Annotated in this window: 18 protein-coding genes; all 18 read left to right on the forward strand. The window is 37.2% G+C overall.

What is annotated here, in order from left to right; all coding sequences use genetic code 11:
• Positions 1–19 precede the first annotated feature (19 nt).
• The 18 genes from IGI80_RS10495 (at position 20) to IGI80_RS10580 (ending at position 23439) form a co-directional block, all read left to right on the forward strand.
• Entirely contained in the window at positions 20–1084 is a 1065-nt protein-coding gene (locus IGI80_RS10495; protein ID WP_002357914.1) for an ABC transporter substrate-binding protein, read from the forward strand.
• Positions 1060–2844 (forward strand): adenine deaminase, encoded by a 1785-nt coding sequence (locus IGI80_RS10500; protein ID WP_438723367.1) that lies wholly within the window; start codon positions 1060–1062, stop codon positions 2842–2844. The genes IGI80_RS10495 and IGI80_RS10500 overlap by 25 nt, the downstream gene beginning before the upstream one ends.
• Positions 2828–4156 carry an amidohydrolase gene (locus tag IGI80_RS10505; protein WP_002394366.1) on the forward strand — a complete coding sequence of 443 codons (1329 nt, stop codon included), beginning with the start codon at positions 2828–2830 and terminating at the stop codon, positions 4154–4156. Before IGI80_RS10500 ends, IGI80_RS10505 begins: the two co-directional genes overlap by 17 nt.
• Positions 4157–4340: 184 nt before the next feature.
• Positions 4341–5231, forward strand: a complete 891-nt coding sequence (locus IGI80_RS10510; RefSeq protein WP_002385979.1) for a helix-turn-helix domain-containing protein — start codon at positions 4341–4343, stop codon at positions 5229–5231.
• 219 nt (positions 5232–5450) lie between these two features.
• A complete protein-coding gene (locus IGI80_RS10515; RefSeq protein ID WP_438723368.1) occupies positions 5451–6386 on the forward strand; it encodes an FAD:protein FMN transferase in 936 nt (311 codons plus the stop codon).
• Between the two features lie 26 nt (positions 6387–6412).
• Entirely contained in the window at positions 6413–7021 is a 609-nt protein-coding gene (locus tag IGI80_RS10520) for an NADPH-dependent FMN reductase (RefSeq protein WP_002363762.1), read from the forward strand.
• 18 nt (positions 7022–7039) lie between these two features.
• On the forward strand, positions 7040–8296 hold the full coding sequence (locus IGI80_RS10525; protein WP_002360528.1) for an NADPH-dependent oxidoreductase: 1257 nt from the start codon (positions 7040–7042) through the stop codon (positions 8294–8296).
• Positions 8297–8707: 411 nt separating this feature from the next.
• A complete protein-coding gene (locus IGI80_RS10530; protein ID WP_438723370.1) occupies positions 8708–10198 on the forward strand; it encodes a helix-turn-helix domain-containing protein in 1491 nt (496 codons plus the stop codon).
• Complete coding sequence (locus IGI80_RS10535; protein ID WP_438723450.1) at positions 10149–10823, forward strand: hypothetical protein; 675 nt, start codon at positions 10149–10151, stop codon at positions 10821–10823. Before IGI80_RS10530 ends, IGI80_RS10535 begins: the two co-directional genes overlap by 50 nt.
• Before the next feature lie 257 nt (positions 10824–11080).
• Positions 11081–11971, forward strand: a complete 891-nt coding sequence (locus IGI80_RS10540; protein ID WP_002384670.1) for a metallophosphoesterase — start codon at positions 11081–11083, stop codon at positions 11969–11971.
• Between the two features lie 291 nt (positions 11972–12262).
• Positions 12263–13174, forward strand: a complete 912-nt coding sequence (locus tag IGI80_RS10545; protein WP_002382199.1) for an ABC transporter permease — start codon at positions 12263–12265, stop codon at positions 13172–13174.
• Between the two features lie 14 nt (positions 13175–13188).
• Entirely contained in the window at positions 13189–14070 is an 882-nt protein-coding gene (locus IGI80_RS10550; protein ID WP_002357901.1) for a carbohydrate ABC transporter permease, read from the forward strand.
• 17 nt (positions 14071–14087) lie between these two features.
• A complete protein-coding gene (locus IGI80_RS10555; protein ID WP_002357899.1) occupies positions 14088–15686 on the forward strand; it encodes an ABC transporter substrate-binding protein in 1599 nt (532 codons plus the stop codon).
• Between the two features lie 56 nt (positions 15687–15742).
• Positions 15743–16336: a DUF624 domain-containing protein gene (locus IGI80_RS10560; RefSeq protein ID WP_002357898.1), complete on the forward strand. Its 594-nt coding sequence runs from the start codon at positions 15743–15745 to the stop codon at positions 16334–16336.
• Positions 16329–17246, forward strand: coding sequence for an acetylxylan esterase (locus IGI80_RS10565; protein WP_002385975.1), 918 nt, complete (start codon positions 16329–16331; stop codon positions 17244–17246). The genes IGI80_RS10560 and IGI80_RS10565 overlap by 8 nt, the downstream gene beginning before the upstream one ends.
• Complete coding sequence (locus IGI80_RS10570; protein WP_002377753.1) at positions 17227–17991, forward strand: endonuclease/exonuclease/phosphatase family protein; 765 nt, start codon at positions 17227–17229, stop codon at positions 17989–17991. Before IGI80_RS10565 ends, IGI80_RS10570 begins: the two co-directional genes overlap by 20 nt.
• 4 nt (positions 17992–17995) lie before the next feature.
• Positions 17996–20146, forward strand: coding sequence for a glycoside hydrolase family 3 N-terminal domain-containing protein (locus tag IGI80_RS10575; protein ID WP_438723371.1), 2151 nt, complete (start codon positions 17996–17998; stop codon positions 20144–20146).
• Between the two features lie 17 nt (positions 20147–20163).
• Positions 20164–23439 carry a GH36-type glycosyl hydrolase domain-containing protein gene (locus IGI80_RS10580; RefSeq protein WP_438723372.1) on the forward strand — a complete coding sequence of 1092 codons (3276 nt, stop codon included), beginning with the start codon at positions 20164–20166 and terminating at the stop codon, positions 23437–23439.
• Positions 23440–23449: the final 10 nt, after the last annotated feature.

Genomic DNA, 23449 nt, shown 5'->3' on the forward strand with positions numbered 1-23449 from the left:
TTTGGAGGAAGATTTAAAAATGAAAAAACGCGTAATTTTAGGGACATTAGTCGCTGCAACGTTATTAATGACTGCTTGTGGAAACAGCGAAGCAACTACGAAAAGCGAGAGCAAAGGTGGAAGTAATGCTTTAGTCGTTTCAACTTTCGGATTAAGTGAAGATATTGTCAAAAAAGACATCATCGCTCCATTTGAAAAAGAGAATGAAGCGAAAGTTACCTTAGAAGTAGGCAATAGCGCAGACCGCTTTACGAAATTAAAAAATAATCCCAATGCGGGAATTGATGTCATTGAATTAGCACAAGCAAATGCAGCACAAGGTGGAAAAGAAGGGTTATTTGAAAAAATTACAGAAAAAGAAGTACCTAATTTAAGTCAGTTAACACCAGGAGCAAAAGAGGTTTTTGAAAGTGGTGCTGGCGTACCAATCGCTGTAAACAGTATCGGGATTGTTTACAACAAAGAAAAATTAGGCAAAGAAATTAAAAACTGGGATGACTTATGGTCAGCTGATTTGAAAGGTAAAATTTCTGTTCCAGACGTTGCCACGACGGCAGGTCCTTTAATGTTATACGTTGCCAGTGAACATGCTGGTCAAGATATTACAAAAGATAACGGGAAGGCCGCTTTTGAAGCGATGAAAGAATTAAAACCAAACGTTGTTAAAACGTATTCAAAATCGTCAGACTTAGCTAATATGTTCCAATCTGGTGAAATTGAAGCAGCTGTGGTTGCTGATTTTGCGGTTGATATTATTCAAGGCGCAGCAGAAAACGTGACGTATGTCGTCCCAGAAAGCGGCACGTATGCCAACTATAATACAGTCAATATTCCTAAAAAAGCACAAAACAAAGAAACCGCCTTTAAATTTGTTAACGCACGGATTAGTGAAGAATCACAAAAGGCCAAAGCGATTTCATTAAATGAAGGACCTACAAATCAACAAGTAACGCTAAGCGAAAAAGAAGCGAAAAATAAAACATATGGTGCCATTGCCGAACGTGCCAAAACAGTCGATTTTAATTTTATTAATAGTCAACTAGCGGATTGGATTGATCAATGGAACCGTACGATGAATCAATAGTTTTAGAAAAGAGGGACAAAATGAACGTCGATGTATTACTAAAAAATGTGTGGCTGTATCAAACAGTCACTCAAACATTCGTTCAACGAAATGTTGCGATTAAAAATGATAAATTTTATTACATTTATGAAGAAGAGAACGTCAATTTGCAGCCCAAAAAAACAATTAATGCCGAGAATCAATGGATGATTCCCGGCTTAATTGATGCACACATGCATATTGAAAGTTCCATGACGACACCTACTATTTTTTCCAAAGCAGTAGTGCGTTACGGTGTGACAACGGTGATTGCCGATGCCCATGAAATGGCTAACGTATTTGGCTTAGAAGGCTTAAAAGCTTTTATGGCCGCTGAAACAGAACTAGATATCTTTCACGCAATTCCTTCCTCGGTTCCTTCGACCACTCCCGAATTAGAAACAACTGGTGGGATTATCGGCTTAGCAGAAGTAGCAGAATTACTCAAAGAGCCAAAAGTGATTTGTTTAGGGGAAGCCATGAATTTTAAAGGGATTTCCTATGAGCCAGATTCTTTAATTCGTCAAATTATCGATTTGTGTCAAAAACAACGACCAACCATGCCTTTAGAAGGCCACTGTCCTAAAATCGAAGATCAAGAGTTAGCAGATTTTCTATATAGTGGTATCACTTCAGATCATACCCATCAATTTCCTAAAACGTTAAAAGAAAAAATTGAAGCGGGCGTCTTTATTCAATTTCAAAATAAATCAATCACTCCTGAAAACATTCAGGTGATAGTAGACAATGACTTCTACAATTATGCAAGTATTATCACGGATGACGTGATGGCTGATGATTTGCTAAAAGGTCATCTAAATGAAAATGTCAAAAAAGCCGTTCATGCAGGATTGCCTATCGAAAAAGCCATTTATATGGCAACTTATACGCCGGCCAAACGAATGGGTCTCCATGATCGTGGCGAAATTGCACCTGGTAAAAAAGCTGACTTTTTGTTATTAAATGACTTAGAAAGTTTTGATATTAATACGGTTTATAAATCTGGAAAGGTCGTTTTTGAAAAAGGTGAGCCCTTCCATTATCCAGAAAAAATTGAAGAGTTTCCAGGCGCTTACCAACAAACCATCCAATGTAAAAAGTTAACAGAAGAAGATTTACTTTTAAAGGTGGCTACAACAAAAGAAACAGTTCGTTGTAATGTGATTCAAAAACAAGAAATTGGCACATTTACAGAACGAATTACAAAAGAAATTCCTGTTGAAAATGGATTGTTGCAATGGCAAAAAGCCAACTGCGCCTTATTAATTGTGATGGAACGTTACGGAAAAAATGGTAATATTTCTTTTTCTTTAATGGATCAACCTCTTTCCGAGAAAGGAGCCATTGCGACAACCTGGGCCCATGATCATCATAATTTAATGGTGATGGGTAATACGATTGAGGATATTCTGTTAGCGCAGAATGAATTATTAGCGATGCAAGGCGGCTATTTGGTTGCTTCGGATCAGCAAGTGATGGCAACTTGTCCTTTACCAATTGGTGGGATTTTATCGCAAGCACCGATTGAACAATTAGGCGCTTCTTTACAAAAAGTCCGACAAGCTATGCAAGCGTTAGGTTATCAAAATATGAATGAAATCATGTCCTTTTCTACACTATCATTGCCTGTCTCGCCAGCCATTAAAGTGACAGATTTTGGGATGATGGATACGAAGTCACAACGTTTCTATCCATTAGTTTTTCCAGAGGATGGAGTTCTTTTGCATGAAAACACTCATTAAAAATGTGCATATACTAACAATGGATGAGCAATTTTCAGAAATCAAAGCCGGCTATTTAGTGATTGAAGAAGACACAATTGTGGAATTAGCACCAATGACCACACTTGATGAAAAGCGAATGGCTGCAAATCAAGTAATCGATGGTCAAAATGGAATTTTAATGCCTGGGATGATTAACACCCATACCCATGTAGGCATGATTCCGTTTCGTTCGTTAGGAGACGATGTGCCAGATCGACTCCGGCGTTTTCTTTTTCCATTAGAACAATTCATGACAAAAGAATTAGTAGGATGCAGTAGTGATTATGCAATTGCTGAAATGTTACTGAGTGGTATTACGAGCTTTTGTGATATGTATTATTTTGAAGATGAAATTGCTAAAAGTTGTGAAAAAATGAGTGTTCGTGCTTTGCTCGGAGAGACGATCATTGATATGCCCACTTGTGATAGTCCGGAGCCTTCAGGCGGTCTTTTTTACGCGGAAACCTTTATTCGCAAGTGGCAAGGCCATCCGTTGATTACGCCTATACTTGCGCCACATGCACCGAATACCAATTCACCAGAAGTGTTGGCAAAAATTATTGAACTTAGTCGGCAATACCAAGTTCCTGTGACCATGCACGTTGCTGAAATGACTTATGAAATGGCTGAGTTTGAAAAAGCCTATCAAAAAACACCAATTGCTTTCTTAGAAGAACTGGGTTATTTGAGCGAGCCGTTTATTTTAGCGCATTGTATTTTGGCAACAGATGAAGATCTTGCGAGTTTAGCTGCGACTAATGGAAAAGCGCGTGTCGCTCATTGTATCGGTGCGAATACTAAATCAGCCAAAGGCGTAGCGCCGATTAAGCAAATGCTTGATCAAGGGATTATTGTCGGTTTAGGCACGGATGGACCTAGTAGTGGGAATACATTAGATTTATTCACCCAAATGCGTATGGTTGCGAATTTTCATAAGACAGCACACCAAGATCGCTCTTTGTTTCCTGCGAAAGAAATTGTTTATCTGGCAACGATGGGGGGCGCTAAAACGTTAGGCTTGGCGGAGCAAGTCGGCTCATTGGAAGTGGGCAAAAAAGCGGATATAACATTAATTGAAACGCAATCAGTTAATATGTTTCCGATTTTTGATGCCTATTCAGCGTTGGTTTATTCAGCAAATGCTAGCAATGTTGAAGCCGTTTGGGTGAACGGTCAACAGTTAGTTGCCAATAAAGAATTACAACAAGCTAATCTCAAAGAAATCAAGGAAAAATTATATCAGGCCATGAATACGTTTGTGAAAGAAGCTAAAAAAAGAGCTGCTCTCTAAACAAAGCAAGTATGACGTATCGGATTGATTAAATAACGCTGAATTGACGTTTAGTGATTCAGGTTCTAATAGAGCGCAGACAAACTTTTAATGAAAGAGTTGTCTGTGTTCTTTTTTGTTATAAACATTTTTCTTTTTCTATATATATTTTTAAGGTAAGTTGTATTATAGTAAGTTTGAGAAGATGAGAATGAGAGGAAAAGCAATGAATATACAACGGTTTATAGAAAAACGCAAAGCACGTGGTTTGTCGCAAAGTGAATTAGCTAAAGGGATTTGTACGCAAGTTACGGTTAGTCGCTTTGAAAAGAATGGTCAAGTCCCAACTTTAAAAATATTGATCCAACTATGTAATCGTTTAGAGCTACCTTTGGGGGAACTCTTCCCGCGCGTAGGGATTAAACAACCTGAAATTCTTGAAAAAATGGAAGAAGCAGAATTCTTCTTGATTACCAGCGAACATGACCAATTGCAAACAATTTTAAAAAATATTCCTTTTGATGAAATCAAAGATTCCCAACTGTTATTAGAATATTATTATTTACAAGGCTTTGTCATGATTTTTCAAAATGCTTCGTTGATGGATTGCTTATTTACCTTTGAAAAACTTCTGTTTGAAGAGCAAAAATACACGAGCGATATTTACCGTTTGTTAGCTTTTACTGGAATTGGCATGGCCTATGCCAAAGAAGGCGAAATTGAGAAAGCCGAATTTTATTTCAATAAGGTCTTCAAGGAAATTTATCTCTATACTATTCAATCAATGGAAGATACTTGGCGAGTATTAAATGTTGTCTTTCACTGTGGTGTTTTTTATGCAGAAAAAGGCGATTTAGAAACAAGTGATGCTTTGTTAGAGTATGCGATTTCCATCTGTTCTGATAATCACGTCACGTATTACTTGGCAAGAGCAGCTTTCCAACTTGCGAAAAATGCCTTAGCTGAAGAAAAGCCGCAAGAGCAAATTTTAGAACTACTACAAGATGCCCGCGCGTATGCAAAAATCAATAAAAACCGCATCTTGTTGGAAGCAATTCAAACATTGAAAGAAACAATTTTATCTAAGGAGAATTAGTTTATATAGAAAATTATATATTTATTTTAAAAATATAATAAAAAAAGCGTTTTTTAAAAGAGTTAAAGACACGTTACGACCTTAAATGAAAATTTTAAGGTCGTTATTTTATATAAAAAAATATATAAACGACTTGACTGGCATCAAATAAAGGCGTATGATTCATTTGTGAATAAATGTGAAATAAAACACAATCTTTCGTGGAGAGGAAGTCTTGAGGTGCAACAAAGTCAAACTATTTATTTGATGGGCACAGTAATAGATGTATTTGTAGACCATGAAGAACCTGAAAAAATTCTAGAAGAAGTGCATCAACGATTGATCACTTATGAACAACGCTTTAGTGCAAATGATTCAACTTCGGAACTGATGGCTGTCAATCAACAAGCTGGGCAAAAACCAGTCAGCGTTCATCCAGAGTTGTATCAATTAATTGCATTAGGGAAAAAGCATAGTTGTGATCCAGCTAGTCATTTGAATGTTACCATTGGCCCACTAGTTCAAACGTGGCGAATCGGTTTTAAAGATGCCCGTGTCCCGTCAGAAAAGGAGATTAAAGCCTGTTTGAAAAAAATTAATCCAGAAAAGATTCACTTAAATCCATTAAAACAAACGGTTTTTTTGGAAGAAGAAGGAATGAAATTAGATCTGGGGGCTTTAGCAAAGGGCTATATCGCTGATTTACTAATTGCCTATTTGAAAGAAGTCCATGTGACGTCTGCTTTGATTAATCTGGGCGGCAATATTGTGACGTTGGGGCCCTCTACGCATCAAAACAAAAAATGGCGAATTGGTATTCGCAATCCGCAAGAATCCAGAGAAACAATCAGCTTACTTGTCGAAGTGGCTAATCAATCGGTTGTGACGTCGGGCATTTATGAAAGAAGTTTAACCGAAGCTGGGCGAGTCTATCACCATCTGTTGGATCCGACAACCGGTTACCCATTGGAAACTGAAATGGCCAGCCTCACAATTATCTCGGATGCTTCAGTGGATGGTGAGATTTGGACAACGCGTTTATTTGGTTATCCAATTCCAGAAGCGCTTGAAATCCTCAATCAACTAGATGGGATTGAAGGAGTCATCATTACACAAGACCAGCAAATTTTATATAGCAGTGGGTTAGCAAATACTCTTCACATTATCCATTCATAGAACCGAAAAAGAAAGGACAGCTCATTATGAAAAAAATTATCGGCTTAGTAGGAACGAACTCAGAGCAATCAACCAATCGTCAACTTTTGCAATTTATGCAACACTATTTTGCGCAGGAGGCTGACATTGAACTAGTTGAAATTGTTGACTTTCCTATGTTTAACAAGCCAGAAGACAAAGCTTTGCCAGAAATAGTTAAAACGGTTGCTGAAAAAATTGAAGCAGCAGATGGCGTCATTATCAGTACGCCTGAATATGACCATGCGGTGCCGGCTTCTTTGATGAATGCCCTAAGTTGGTTATCTTACGGGATTTTTCCGTTTGTTGATAAACCAGTTATGATTACTGGTGCATCCTATGGCACGTTAGGTTCCTCTAGAGCACAAGCGCATCTGCGTCAAATTTTAGATGCTCCTGAATTGAAAGCACGAATTATGCCAAGCTCTGAATTTCTATTAGCGCATTCCTTACAAGCTTTTGATGAAAACAATGCGTTAAAAGATTCAGAACAAATAGATAAACTAGCTGGTTTGTTTGCAGATTTTTGTGTATTTATTGAAATTACAGAACAGCTGAAACATGCGCATGCGCAAAATAAAAAAGAAGCAGAAAATTTCTCATGGGAAACGATTTAACGAAATGGAGTGAATAAAATGAAATTAATTGGGATCGTCGGATCAAACGCTGATTCTTCTTATAATCGGTTACTACTGCAATATATTGGCAAAGAGTTTTATAAAATGTTCGACTTGGAAATTTTAGAAATTAAAGATATTCCAATGTTTAATCAAAGTAAGGATCAAACGAACAGTGTCTTGATTCAGAATATGAATCGCAAAATTTTACAAGCAGACGGCGTAATTATTGCGACGCCCGAACATAACCATACCATTCCTGCCGGTTTGAAAAGTGTGTTAGAATGGTTATCTTTCAAAATTCATCCGCTGGAAAATAAACCAGTAATGATTGTTGGTTGCTCTTATTATGATCAAGGAACCTCACGTGCGCAATTACATCTCCGTCAAATTCTTGATGCACCTGGTGTCAATGCAATCGTGATGCCTGGAAACGAGTTTTTATTAGGAAAAGCTAAAGAAGCATTTGATGAAAACGGCAACTTAATTGCGGAGGGAACACGTCAATTTTTAGAAAGCACATTACAAAAATTCGTGGAATTCATTGATGTGATTTCAAAATTAGAAGGAGCTAAGCCAAAAGACTTACCTGAGGATTTACATGCAAAAGGAACCATTGAAACAACGATCGAAGGGGTTGATATGGCAGCAGATGATTGGGTAGAACAAGCAGCAGAAGCGGTTCAGGCTGTGGAAGGCGACACATATGTAAAATTAGATCGAGGCATTTTAACCGTAGATCAGCTAAATTATTTCTTAAAATCAATGCCAATGGAATTGACTTATGCAGACAGTAACAATCAATTTTTATATTACAATAAAAAAATGGCTGCTGAAGAAATGTTTGCTAAACGGCAACCAGGACAAGTTGGTAATCCATTAGCGAATTGCCATCCGCCAAAAGCATTGAAAAATGTAGAATGGGTGATTCAACAATTACGGTCAGGAAAAACAGATGCTATTCGCGTTCATGTTCCAATGCACGGACCAGATACCTATGTAGTGCATAACTATCAAGCGATGTATGATGATAATGGAAATTACGCGGGAATTAATGAGTATATTTTAGACTTTAAACCAATTGTTGATTGGTATTTAAAACAAACTGGGCAAGAATTAGTCGGTGGAAAAAACGTCGATGCAGTCAGTGGTGCCTCCAAAAAAGAAGCGCCAGAAACGGCAGATAGTGTCTCAAGTGCATCAGTCCATGAAGAAGAGTCAGCGACCGAAAAGCCAACAGTTGACAGCGTTTCTAGCGCTTCAATTAAAGAGTAAAATAACAGCAAAAAATAGCGGCAACAAGTAGTCATACTGTATTCAGATTAGCAATGCCAAATGAGGACTTTTATTGACAGAAGCTGATACTTAAAAGAGTAAGAACTTTATAGGAAGATAGTATAGAAGACGAACCAAAAGTTTCAATCATTTTTGACGAATAGGCTAGAAAAGAAACAGAAAATTAGTCAAACAAATCAGCTTTTCTTTAAATTTAAAGTAAAAAAATAACAAAAAAAGCCTCCTTGGTGACGCAAGGGGGCTTTTTTTGGTTAAAATAATACTTTTCTATGAAGATTCCTAAATATTGAAAGAATCATTTTTAAATTTGTGGAAAAAATAAGCAAGATTGACACTCACGTCTTGTCAAAAAAATAGATACTTAAGGCGTGATAGTTTGGAGTTGAAAATGTGACTACTTTGTTAGATGAATTATTAGACCAAGAATTCCGAGATAAATTACTTATTTATCAAACTTTTATGAATAGTGAAGGTCCATTATTAAAAGAAGAATTTTATGGATATTTTGATTTATCCACTCAAAAGTTAGAATCGTTGTGCCGTCAAATAAATTATGAATGTACACAGATTTCTTCAAGGAGTCAAATTCTTTTTCCAGCTAAAGGACTGATTAGTGCGCAAAAATTATCGCAAATTGATTATCAAGCCTTAAGAAAATATTATTTTGATCAATCACTAATGGCCAAGTTGCTTCTTGATGTGGGCCTCTATCAAAAGCACACGATTCAAGAATTTTCTCAAATTCATTTTATGAGCAAAAGCAAAATTTATGCCTTCTCGTATAAACTAAATCTGATTTTAGCTAATTGGCGTATTAAATTAAAGTCAACAGGCTTGGTTGGAGAAGAGAAAAATATCCGAAGTTTTTGTTTTCAATGCTTGTATTATTTTTATGGAAGTAATCAAGAAAGGCTGCCTAACATTTTGCTGGAAAATAGTCCTGGCATTAAACGATTTATAAACGATTTACAACTGATGTATCAAAGAACGTTTAGTCTTAATCAAAGCGCACAACTATTTATTCTTTTAACGATCCAACGTTTTCGTGTATTTTCTGATCATGTAGTGGACTCTTTTACGGAAGTTCATGTGCCTAGCTGTTTACAGCATGCGTTTGAAAAAATCTATACAAGTGAAACACCTCTTTTTAAAGAGGATTTTGGCAAAGAGACTTCATATATTTTTCTTTTTTTAAGTTTAAATGAATACATTGATAGTTCGATTGTTTTTCCAGATAAGTTAACCATGTTAGACGAATTTATTGATCATATGAATAGTGTTATTCCTTTCTTTGAAAAGCGAATTACGGTGGAAACAAAAGAAAAATTAAAGTTGATTTGTTATCGCTGGGACCGCCTATACTTTTCGGTGGCTGCATTTATTCCCGCCAAGCAGAGCAGTTTCTTTGAAGAGCGGTTTCCTCAAATTCATCGCGCCTTAGATGGTTTTATACAAAAGACAGAGTCGCTGCATCAAAAACGATTTTTAATGTATGAACGCGTGCATCTATACTATGATTTTATGTTTTGTTTGTTAAATGATCGGTCTTTTTGCGCAATTGAAAAAACGATTCATGTATTTGTTGATTTTTCTGGTGGGGAGGATTATAACCGCTTTATTGCAAAAATTATTGCTTCTTTCAATTATATGGATGTGATGATTGATCACAAATTAACCTTAGAAACCGATTTGTATTTGTCCGATTTTTATAGTTCGAAAGTACGGTGTCGTCAATTGACATGGCGTCATTTGCCGGAAACAAAAGATTGGCAAGTATTTGCTGAGGTAGTCAGAGAACTAAGAAAGGGAGAGACTCAGAAAAATGAGCACTATGAGAGAGACCCAATCGAGATGTGGCGAGAACAAGAATACGAAGGATAGTCAATTGAGACAAGCAGTTAACTATAAAGACTTAACTGGTCAAAAGTTTGGTGAGTTGACAGTAGTAGCACCAACGGCAAAAAGAAAAGAAGGGCTAATTGTTTGGGCCTGTCGCTGTTCTTGTGGGAGCTATACAGAAGCTTCAAGAAGACAACTAATTCGTGGGTATCGAACCAAATGTGCGCACCATCGCTATCAAACAATGTTGAAAAAAAACTATCATGAATTAGTCGTGGTACGGATCGAAAGTATTCATCAGACAATGAAAGCGTATTGTCTGTGTTCATGCGGACAATCTTGCTGGGTTCGCTGTGAAAATTTGTTGAATGGTCATACCAAAAGTTGCGGTCATCGTAAAAAGAAGGATTACCGACAAAGAGTTGCTGGCGTAATTCCAGGGAAGTTGCAAAGTAAACGCCCTAAAAATAATAGCAGCGGACACAAAGGAGTGAGCCAGACCGCTTCTGGGAAATGGCTGGCTTATATCTCTTTGAAAGGCAAGCGCCATAACTTAGGTATCTTTACGGAAAAAAGTGAAGCAATTTTAGCAAGAAAATTAGCAGAACGTCGTCTATTTCAACCAATTTTACAACAAGAAATAGTGACTATAAATAAGGAAGTTTAGCAACAGAGAGGATGCGAAAGATGTTAGCAGGCTTATTTTCAGTAACTGGAATGATTTTATTGGGGATTTTATTTTGCTTAATTGGTTATCAAACGTTTCGAAAACATCATCATTAAGAGAAGAATGTTCTAGCTAGATAATTTCATCGACAGATGAAATTATCTAGCTTTTTTTATAAAAAAGCTAAGAAAAGGATAAGAGATTGTGGAAATTCTTTAGGTTGTTTAACAAAGCCTTAATTTCCTTTGTTTTAGATTGTGGTTAAGAAGATTTTTCTCTATACTAAGTCTTCGGAAATCAAAGAAAAGAAAGGAGCGAGTGATGTGGTTAAAAAAATTGGTTTAAGTATAATGCTCTTATTTTTTTTCTTAATTATCGCACTCCCAATCTATGCGTGGAAGATTGAGCCGAATTTAGTTCACGTTAATCAGGTGACTTTGGGAAAGAAAAATCAACGAGAACCATTAAATGTTGTGCAACTTTCGGATATACAAGTTTCAGAATTTTATGAGACGAAGCGGTTAGATAAAGTCATAAAAAAAGTCAATCGTGAAAAACCAGATATTATCGTTTTTACAGGTGATTTATTTGACAATTATGCCAAAAATCCGCAACAAAAAGAACCGATGATTGAAAAGTTAAAACAGTTGCAAGCGACAATTGGAAAATATGCAGTTTGGGGAAATCATGATTATGGTGGCGGTGCTTCTGCGGTGTATGATGAAGTCATGGAGGCCAGTGGCTTTACCGTTATGAAAAACCAAGGAGAAACAGTAACCTTAGCAGATGGACGCCGTCTTTTTATTGGTGGTTTAGATGACTCGTTATTAGGAAATCCTTCCGTTTCAGAAACATTATCCTATCGAGAAACGTATGACTATGCGTTATTAATGACCCATGAACCAGATGTCGCGGATGCATTTGTTGGTACGGGTACACAGTTAGTTTTAGCAGGACATAGCCATGGCGGACAAATTTGGATTCCTTTTTATCCAATCACAAATGTTTTAGCAGAAAAGTATACCAGAGGATTGTATCAGTTGGACCAAGAAACGCAACTATATGTTAATACAGGCTTAGGAACGACCGCCATTCATGCCCGTTTTGGGGTGATCCCTGAAATTACACATTTTACTATCTATATTTAAAAAGTCTGGTCAATCCGACCAGACTTTTTTCTGTTATTTAACAGAATTATTTTTAAGAAAAAGATGTTCATATTTTGGTGAAACGTTTCTATAAAATGCTTTAAAATATCTAGAAAAGAGTATTTTTATGGAAAAAGAAGCAGGGAAAATAATTTCTTTATAAATGGTCTATAGCGCTTTTTAATGCTGTTATTTTTAAATAAAACCATAATGTAAGGGTTTACAACCGTTTGAAGTGAATGTATAATCTGTTTGTAGAAACGTTTCACTAAAAAGAAAGGAACCCTGCTTATGAAAAAACTAAAAAAGTTTTATGATCAGCGGCAATTGCATTGGATGGTACTTCCGGGTGTAGCATTCATGATTGTCTTTAACTACATTCCAATTTATGGAATTATCATTGCTTTTAAAAATTATACGATTGTTGATACGGTTTCTTCTGCACCATGGGTTGGACTTGAAAATTTTCGAATCATTATGGAAGATAGTTTTTTTTGGGAAGCAGTTCGTAATACCTTAGCGATTAGTTTAATGAAACTTTTTTTAGGATTCGCTATTCCGATTATCTTAGCAGTAATGATTTTTGAAATGAGAGATGGACATTTAAAAAAAGTGATTCAGACGATTTCTTATATTCCGCACTTTTTTTCTTGGATCGTTTTAGGCGGGATGTTGATTTCGTGGCTTTCAACAAATGGCTTTATCAACCAAGTTATGATGTCGTTAGGCTTAATGAATCAGGGCGTCAATCATTTGTTAGATCCTGATAAGTATTGGTGGATTGCTGTTCTTTCTGATTTGTGGAAAGAAGTAGGTTGGGGCACGATTCTCTATCTTGCTGGCATGTCTCGCATTGATCCAACGTTTTATGAAGCGGCGAGAATTGATGGTGCTTCCAAATTAACACAAATCCGAACGATTACTTTGCCCTTATTAGCGCCGATTATTTCGTTGAACTTAATTCTAAATGTTAGTGGTTTATTGGGATCGAACTTAGATCAAACGTTGGTTTTAATGAATGCTCAAAACCAAAACAAATCAGAAGTAATTAATTCATTTGTTTATCGTATGGGGCTAACGCAAGGGGACTTTTCTTATGCGACGGCAGTTGGTTTAGGGATTTCCGTTATTTCAATTGTTTTATTAGTCATTACAGATCGCATTACTAGAAAAATGAACAATGGTCGGTCGGTTATTTTATAAAGGAGGCAACAGCTGTGATTAAAAGAAAATCAAAAGAAAACAAATGGTTTTACTTTTTCAATACGTTAATTCTTGTGTTGTTTTCTTTATTAATTATCGTGCCAATTTGGAATATTTTAGTTTCCTCAGTTTCGTCAAGTTCGGGTTTAGCCGGTAAAGGCTTGGTTTTATGGCCGAAAGGATTTACGCTAGAAAATTATCGGAAAGTTTTTTCGGATAGTAGCATTCCGCGAGCGTTTTTGATTTCTGTTTTAAAAACAGTCATCGGTGCGTCGACGCATACGCTGTTCTGTGCAATTGTTGCTTATGGACTTAGTAAATCTAGACTAGTCGGGCGTAATATTTATACAACGATGGGTGTCATTACAATGTACTTTGGTGGGGGCATGATTCCCACGTATCTTTTGATTAAGTCATTAGGACTCTTAGATACCTTCTGGGTATATATCATTCCAGCTTTATTTAGCTATTATGATGTAGTTATCTTAATGAACTTTTTCCGAGAAATTCCACCATCTTTAGAAGAATCCGCCAAAATAGACGGCGCCAGTGAATTTCAAATTTTTTATAAAATCTTTTTACCTTTAACAAAACCGGCATTAGCCACCATTATTTTATTTAATGGGGTAGGTCAATGGAATGACTTTATGACCACGAAATTATACATTACCAAAGAATATCTGTATCCATTGCAGATGAAAATTTATGAAATTATTGTTCAATCCAACTTGAGTACCATGACAGAGAGCGGCAGTACAGATATGGTGGTGCAGGCAACGACACGTGGTGTTCAGCTGGCAACAATTGTCATTACAACGATACCAATTTTAATCATTTATCCATTACTACAAAAACACTTTATCGGCGGTATGATGGCCGGTGCAGTAAAAGAATAAAGAAAGTAGGGAACAATATGAAAAAAGTTTTAGGCGGTTTATTGGTGGCAACGGCGGTCGTTAGTTTAGCGGCCTGTAGCGGAGGGGAAAAGAAAGCTAGCTCAGATGTCTCAATTAAGGATCGGTATGAATTAGATGAAAAGACGCCTGCTTGGAAGTTAGATAAGAAGAAAGAACCGACCAAGATTAAATGGTATATTAACTCAGATTGGACGGCGCTGCCTTTTGGAAAAGACGTGACCACTGCGCAGATTAAAAAAGACTTAAATGTGGATATTGAATTTATTTCCGGCGATGATTCAAAATTAAATGCCATGATTTCAAGTGGAGATATGCCTGATATCGTGACATTAACTGAAAAAACTGGACAAGCAGCATTGAAAGCAGATTCTTGGGCCTATTCTTTAAACGATTTAGCTAAAAAATATGACCCCTATTTAATGAAAGTTGTTAACCAAGATACGTTTAAATGGTATGCCTTAGAGGATGGAAAAACATATGGTTACCCTAATTACTCTAATACAAAAGCGGATTATGAAAGTGGAAATATCCCAGTAAATGATAATTTTGTTATTCGTGAAGATGTCTATAATGCATTAGGCAAGCCAGACGTTTCAACACCAGAAAATTTTGAAAAAGTCATGCAACAGATTAAAGAAAAATATCCTGAGATGACCCCAATGGGCTTCACCACAGTGGGCGATGGTGCAGGACCATTTTTAGACAAATTACAAGACTTCTTAGGTGTTCCTTTAGAGGATAAAAATGGTAAATACTATGATCGAAATTTAGATAAAGAATATTTAGAATGGTTAAAAACATTTAATGATGTTTACCGAGCAGGAAATATTAGTGATGATAGCTTCACAGATGATGGGGCAACGTTTGATGAAAAAGTGAAACAAGGAAATTATGCAACCATGCTCGTTGCTGGAACCAGCGGTCAAGGTGGGAACTTTACAGAATTTATGAAAAAATCTGGCACACGTTATATAGCCATTGATGGACCAAGTAGTACTTCTGGCCGAAAACCAACATTAAATCAAACCGGCATTTCAGGTTGGTTAAGTAATTACATTACGAAAGATGCGAAAGATCCAGCGAAAGTCACTCAACTATTCACATATTTAATTGATGAACCAGGACAAATTTTAACAAAATATGGCGTTGAAGGAGTTACTTATGCGTACAATGATCAAGGAAAAATTGATTATTTACCAGAAGTGAAAAAATTAGAACAAACAGACAATGATGCCTACAACAAAAAATATGGCATTAGTCGTTTCCTATACTTTAACAATGACCGTGTTAATAAACTAAAAGTGCCAATGGAAAGTGCTTTAACGCAAATGCAAGAATGGGGCAAAGGAAAATTGGTCCCACATTTCGTAATTGAAAATATTAATCCAGATGCAGGAACTCCGGAAGCTCGGGCGAATGAAGCGATTGAAACCAAACTAAATACAACCGTTATTTCAATGATTCGTGCGAAAGATGATAAAGCCTTTGACAAATCTTTAGAAGACTACAAAGCATTCTTAAAATCAAATAAATGGGATGCAATTGAAAAAATAAAATCTGAGAAAATGGCAGAAAACAGAGACAAACTTAAGTAAGAGAGGAGGAGAGAAAAGCGGATAAAGCAACGAGAAATCCGCTTTTCTCTTTTAATATGAATAAGCTATTTGCATATGAAGGTTGGTATTATCGGATTTTTTCTTTTATTGCCAACTTGATCATTATTAATTTTCTCTTTTTAATTACCTGTATAACAGGCATCTTTAGCGGTGTCGGCTTAATTGCGTTGTATCGAACGATCTATCGTTTGTATCGTGAAAAAGATATTCCTGTTTTGCGAACGTTTTGGACAGCATTAAAAAATAACATCATGCGAGGTTTTATTTTAACAGGTGTCTTGTTCGTTGCTTTTTTACTGGGCGGTATTGTCGTAACAAGTTTATTTAAAATAGCCACTAGTTTAGGTTTCTTAGCTATTTTTCTATTAAGTTTTGTTGCATTATTTTTGACGAGTTTTCTTTTTCTCTTTTCCGTTTTTAATTGGTCCGTTAAAAAGACACTAGGTGAGACGGTTTATGTGGTCTTAAGTAATAGTGCAAATGCGATTATTTTGTTTATTTTACCTCTTTTAACGTTTGTTTTTTTCTATAAGCTTAATTTGTTTTTATATATTGCGTTAGGATTCGGGACAACGGCTTTTCTTCAAGTTGCGTTTTTTCAGAAAGTGTTAGGTGTGGAACATGAATGAGTATTTTGAGTTTTGGGAAAAGACTAAGGAAGAACTTCAAAAAATACCGCTAGATATCCATCGGCGGGTCATTGACTATCCATTGGAAAATGTTCAAGTGGAACAGGTCGACTTTTTAAGTTTCCTAGGTGAGCGCATCTTTGGCTATTTGTTACTTCCTAAAACGGCGGGGAAACAGCCAATAGTGATTGATTGTTTAGGCTATATGAATCATATTCAAGAACCTTGGCAATTTGCTCATTGGACACAAATTGGTTGTGCTTGTTTTGTCATTGATAATCGAGGTCAAGGGGGATTAACCAAAGATCGCGTGCCATATCAAACAATTTGGCATGAAGCACCAATGGGACGAGGATTTCTAGACAAAGAAGATTGGTACCAACGCCGTTTGTTTGCCGACCATTTACGTAGCGTAGAAGTGGTGCGGACCTTTACTGAAATTAATCAGGACCAAATCATTCTTCGTGGTGGTTCCCAAGGGGGTGGCGTAGTGTTAATGGTGAACAGTTTAGTCGACTTCCCGATTTTAGCTACTTTTGCAGATGTTCCAAGTCATTCTTGTTTAGAAAATAGAGTAGCAGAAGGAACGGGGTCGTATCAAATTATTCATCAGTACTTACAAGAGCATCCCCAAGCGCATGAAAAAATTGCCGCGGTCCTTCCTTATTTTGATAGTCGTCACTTTGTTTCGCAAATTAAAAATCCAGTCTTTGCTTCTGTTGGGAGTCACGATCCGATATGTCCGATGAAAGATTTTTTCCCTTCTTATCATCAGATAAAGGCAAGAAAAGCAGTCAGAGTGTATTGGAAAAAAGGCCATGGTGGCGGTGAAACAACCCAGATCCGTCGTGAGATGCGTCAAATTCAACAACTATTGCAGGAGGTTAAAAATGAAAATAGCTACGTATAATGTCCGGGTAGATACAGAGTATGACCAAGATTGGCAATGGTCTTTTCGTAAAGAGGCTGTTTGTCAGTTAATCAATTTTCATGATTGGAGCCTTTGTTGTATTCAAGAAGTACGACCGAATCAAGTCAGGGATTTAAAGGCGTATACAACATTCACCTGTCTTTCTGCGGAAAGAGAAGGGGATGGTCAAGGAGAAGGACTAGCGATTCTCTATAACGAACAAAAAGTTCAGGCTATTGATACAGGGTATTTTTGGTTATCTGAAACACCTCAGCAGCCAAGTATCCATCCTGAAGCTGGCTGTCCAAGAATTGCTTTGTGGGGACTATTTAAGGAAACGACTCAAAATACGCCTTTTTTAGTCATCAATGTTCATTTGGATCATATTTCAGCTCATGCTCGTTTAGCAGGAATGACCGTTATCTTAGAGGAGTTACATGACAAAATTGCACAGTATCCAACTTTATTAATGGGCGATTTTAATGCAGAATCGGGGGAAGCGGTTCATCAACTTGTTCAAAAAAAATTTCAAGATAGCAAAAATTTAGCTACTCATTATGGCCCAAGAGGAACATTTCAAAATTTTACTTACACAAAACCTTGGGCGGAATTAGAAGAAATTGATTATATTTATGTAAAAGGTTGGCAAGTACAGCAAACCGCAAGTTTAACAGATAGTATCGATGGACGTTTTCCCTCCGACCATTTTCCTTTAGAAGCAGAAGTATGTATTGAAGAAAGGTGAGAGTATGAAAGAAAATCAACTGATTCAATTAGTCGAAGAAATGACAATTGATGAGAAAATTAATCAATTATTACAATTAGCAGCAGCGTTTTATTCAGATAAAGCAGAAGAAAAGACTGGCCCTATGTCAGAGTTAGGACTAAGTCAAGAAACGATTGATACGGCGGGGACAACATTGGGTGTTTCCGGTGCAAATGAAGCAAAACGTGTTCAAAAAGAATATATGCAAAATCATCGATTAAATATTCCAACACTTTTAATGGCGGATATTATTCATGGTTTCAGAACCATTTTTCCGATTCCTTTGGCTTTAGGAAGCACTTGGGATGAAGCAGCGGTTGAAAAAATGGCGGAGATTTCAGCAAAAGAAGCTGCTGTTTCAGGATTACATGTAACCTTTTCACCAATGGTTGATTTAGTGCGCGATCCACGTTGGGGACGTGTCATGGAGTCAACAGGTGAAGATCCATTACTCAACAGCCGCTTAGCTGCTGCAATGGTTAGAGGTTACCAAGGAGAAAATTTAAAAGAAGACAATTGGCGAGTAGCCGCGTGCGTGAAGCACTTTGCGGCATATGGTGGTGCCTTAGCTGGTCGGGATTATAATACGGTAGATATGTCTGAACGGCAGCTAAGAGAAATGTATTTACCTGGCTATAAAGCTGGATTAGATGCGGGTGCAAAACTTGTCATGACGTCCTTCAATACAGTGGATGGGATTCCTGCTACAGGCAACCAATGGCTGTTTAGAGACGTATTACGAAATGAATTTGGATTTGAAGGGGTTGTGATTTCAGACTGGGGAGCGATTAAAGAATTAATTCCTCATGGCGTCGCCAAAGATGAAAAACAGGCAGCAGAATTGGCTATCAAAGCTGGTGTAGATATTGAAATGATGACCACGTGTTATCCAGATTATTTAAAAGAATTACTTGAAGAAGGTCGGATTGCTGAAACACTTATTGATGAAGCAGTTATGCGAATTTTAAAACTAAAAAATGAGCTAGGCCTATTTGAAAATCCCTATCGTGGTGCGGATGAACAAGTGGAAGCAGAAGTGATTTTAAGCAAAGAACATCGAGAAATAGCTAAAAAGATTGCTCAAAAATCAATGGTTCTTTTAAAAAATGAAAATATTTTGCCTTTTACACCGCAAGAAAAAATCGCGCTTGTCGGCCCAGGGGCCCAATCACAAGATATTTTAGGGGCTTGGTCATGGCAAGGAAAGAAAGAAGAAGCCATTTCCCTCGTGGCTGGGGCCCAAAAATTAACCACAAATCTCCTAGTTGCCCAAGAACCCTTTGATTACTTTGAACCGACCGCGGCGGCCATTGAAGAGGCTTTAACATTAGCTAGTCAAGCAGATAAAGTAGTAGTGGCACTAGGCGAAACAGACTGGATGAGTGGGGAAGCTGCCAGTCGCAGTGATATTCGTCTACCCGAAAAACAATTAGCAGTAGTGGCACAAATTATTGAGAAAAATCCCAATGTTGTTGTCACGGTCTACAGTGGCCGGCCCTTAGATTTACAAGGGATAGATGTTGCAAAAGGAATTGTGCAAGCTTGGCAACCTGGAACAGAAGGGGGCAATGCGCTAGCAGAAATTTTGTGGGGAGAGTACAATCCAAGTGGTCGTTTAAGTATGTCGTTCCCAGAAACGGTTGGTCAAGTGCCAATTTTTTACAATGTCGACAATACTGGGCGTCCTTATGAGTCAGCACCAGAAGAAAAATATGTTTCTAAATATTTAGATGTCTCCAATTACGCTAAATATCCCTTTGGATTTGGCTTAAGTTATAGTCATTTCTCTTATCAACCAATTCAACTAAGTGCATTAACATTTACCAAAGAAGAACCAGTCACTGTCTCTGTTTTAGTAAGAAATGACAGTCCAATCGCTGGAGAGGAAACCGTGCAATTTTATGTACGTGATTTGGTGGGACAAGTGGTTCGCCCAATTAAAGAGTTAAAAGATTTCCAAAAAGTTTGGCTGGAACCAAAGGAAGAAAAAGAAGTTCAGTTTCTTCTTTCAGAGGATATGGTGCGTTATGTTCATTCAGACAATCAGGTAACCAGTGATGCAGGTGAATTTATCGTAATGATTGGTGGAAATAGTCGCGATGTACAAACCGCAACAGTCACGTTAAATGAATAAGATGGGAAGGATAAGTTATGCAGATAAAGAAGCTTAAGCAAGCAGACACAGTCGCTACATTTCTAGAGACAGGTGATTTAAAAGAATTGAACAGCTGTGGCATGATGATTAATCAATTAGAAGGCAATCCTTTAGACGGCAGTATGAATCAACTCTATTTGCGGATAATTACAGGTGACACAATTAATTATCGACCAATGATTGGTTCCAACAGTCAAAGTGATTTTTATCTTTCAGATAACCAATTGACATGGCGGGGTGAATTTGAAGCGGTTCGTTACCAAGTTGACTTTCGTTTGGGGTCAAGCAATCAATGGTTCTGGCGGGTTAATGTCACTGGAACTGGCTTAGTAGATATTGTTTATGGTCAAGATATTGGCTTAGCGACAAAAGGAGCCGTTCAGTCAAATGAAGCGTATGTGTCGCAGTATCTTGATCATCACATTTGGCAAGAGGGCGAAGAGCTTGTTGTTTTATCAAGACAAAATCAACCGCAAAATGAGAAGTTTCCAGCCCTTATTCAAGGGAGTTTTCAAAAATTAGCAGGCTACTCAACGGACGGCTATCAATTTTTTGGACGTTCATTTAAACAAACAAACACACCAGAAGCATTGGGGAAAAGATATTTAGCAAATGAAGTCTATCAATATGAATTTGCTTACACCGCTTTACAAACGGATGCCGTCCAATTAACGAATGAAAGTAAGGAATTTGTTTTTTATGGTGCGGTAACAGAAACACATCCGCAAGCATTAGCTGAACCTTTTTTATCGAAAGAAGACTTACAAGCTATTTATGAAACTGTGACATTCGATTCATTAGAAGAAACACAGGACTATCCTCCGAAACTTTTAGGAGAACCTATCACAGGAAATCCATTAACAGAAGAAGAGTTGGCTGCACTTTATCCCATTCAGACACAAATTGAAAAAGTAGCAGGTCAGACGTATTCCTTTTTCACGGAAAATTACCATCACGTTGTTCTTCAAGAAAAAGAAATTGCCATGGAAAGAGCGCATGGCCACATTTTATTAAGTGGTAAAGGCTTAACGGTTGACGAACCTTTGCTTAGTACGACAGTGTATATGTATGGCATTTTCAATTCACAAGTAGTTTTAGGAAATACGACCATGAACAAATTAATGAGTAATAGCCGAAACGCTTTAAACGTTATGAAACGCTCTGGTCAACGAATCTACATTTTAGAGAATGGCTTATGGCGCTTACTAACAATGCCTTCTGCTTTTGAAATGGGGTTGAACTCTGCTACGTGGTATTATAAGTTGCCAAAGGATACAATTCGAGTACGCACCTTCACTTCGCCTGATTCAAGAGTGATTCAATTGGAAGTGACCAGTCAAAAGGATGCATATATGTGGGCTGTTTCTAACCATTTGTTATTAGGACCTGAAGAAGTACCAACCTATCAATTAGAACAAACTGGCAAAACGCTTCGAGTGACGGGAAATCATTCTGCTACAGAAAATTATTACCCAGAACTAACCTATGCATTGACAGTTGATAAATCATTTCAAGTAACCGATAGCACATTATTTGGTGGAGCTGAAGCGGACTTATTAGTTTTGGCAATCGAAAAGACCCAAAAATTTTCACTACTTATTACGGGCAGCACAGAGGACCAAGCATTAGTCAATACACCATTAGATTTTGAAAAAGCAGAAAGTCAATATTTAGCATTCATTAATGGCTTGTTGCATCATTTTGAGTTAACACACACAGACTCAAGTGTGCAGCAAATGAATCAATTAACTCGTTGGTATACTCATAATATGCTCGTTCATTATTTGTCGCCACATGGCTTAGAACAGTATGGTGGAGCAGCTTGGGGCACACGAGATGTGTCGCAAGGACCGACAGAATTTTTCTTTGCGACGCAACAGCCTAAGATCGTGGCCTCCATTATTCAGCATCTATTTGAAAATCAATTTGAGGACGATGGCAACTGGCCGCAATGGTTTATGTTTGACCGATACGAAGAACAAAAAGCCAGTGAAAGCCATGGCGATATTATCGTCTGGCCGTTGAAAGTAGTGACTGATTATTTGGAACAAACTGCAGATTATTCAATCTTAGCTACGGAAATCCCTTATACAAGTCGCAAAGATAATCACAAAACAAAAGAAACAGCATCTTTATTTGAACATTTGAAAAAAGAAATAAATTATATTGAACAACATTTTTTACCAGAAACTTTTCTATCCTGTTACGGTGACGGCGATTGGGATGACACGTTACAACCTTATGATAATCGTCTTAAAGAGCAAATGGCTAGTAGTTGGACCGTTGCCTTAACGTATCAAGTGTTAAAAAAATTTGCGGCTTTAATTACGGAAATCGATGCTACTTATAGTCAACACTTAGCAATTTTAGTCGCAGGAATAAAGAACGATTTTCAAAAATATATGTTGGCGGATGAAACGATTCCAGGGTTTATTTATATGGAAACGCCAGAAACTTTTGAACAAATGATTCACCCAAATGACCAAAAAACAGGGATTCAATATCGATTATTGCCAATGACTCGTAGTATGTTAGCTGAATTATTAACACCGGAACAAGTAAGTCATCATTTAGAAATTATTGAAAAAGAATTAACGTTTCCTGATGGCGTGCGTTTAATGAACAAACCAGCGAACTATCGAGGCGGTGTGAGCACTAATTTTAAACGAGCAGAACAGGCGGCTAATTTTGGTCGCGAAATTGGCTTACAGTATGTTCATGCGCACATTCGCTATACAGAAGCGATGGCGAAAATTGGTCAGCGAGACAAAACCTGGCAAGCATTAATGCAAATCAATCCAGTTCAATTAAAAGAAGGGGTTCACAATGCAGAGTTACGTCAAGCCAATGCCTATTTTAGTAGTTCCGATGGCGATTTTAAAACAAGGTATGAATCACAAGAAAATTTTGGTAAACTAAAAGATGGAAGTATTGGGGTAAAAGGTGGTTGGCGAATTTATTCAAGCGGGCCGGGAATTTATTTAAATCAATTAATTACAGCTGTTTTAGGGATTCGGCAAAAGGCCCAAAGTGTGGTTTTTGATCCCATGTTACCAGAAAAATTGTCTGGTTTAACACTAACTTACCAATTGTTTGATAAACCTGTCACATATAAATTTTATCCAAATCAGTCAGCGAAAATAGTTATCGATGGTCAAGAAGTTCCGTTTAAGTTTGAAGAAAACCCTTATCGAGAAGGGGGAATGGAAGTTAAAAAAGACGAGGTGCTTTCATTATTAAATGAAGCAAGTGTTATTGAAATTTACCATTAGAAAGGAGAGT

Source organism: Enterococcus sp. DIV1420a (genome assembly GCF_051712165.1).
Lineage (GTDB): Bacteria > Bacillota > Bacilli > Lactobacillales > Enterococcaceae > Enterococcus > Enterococcus faecalis.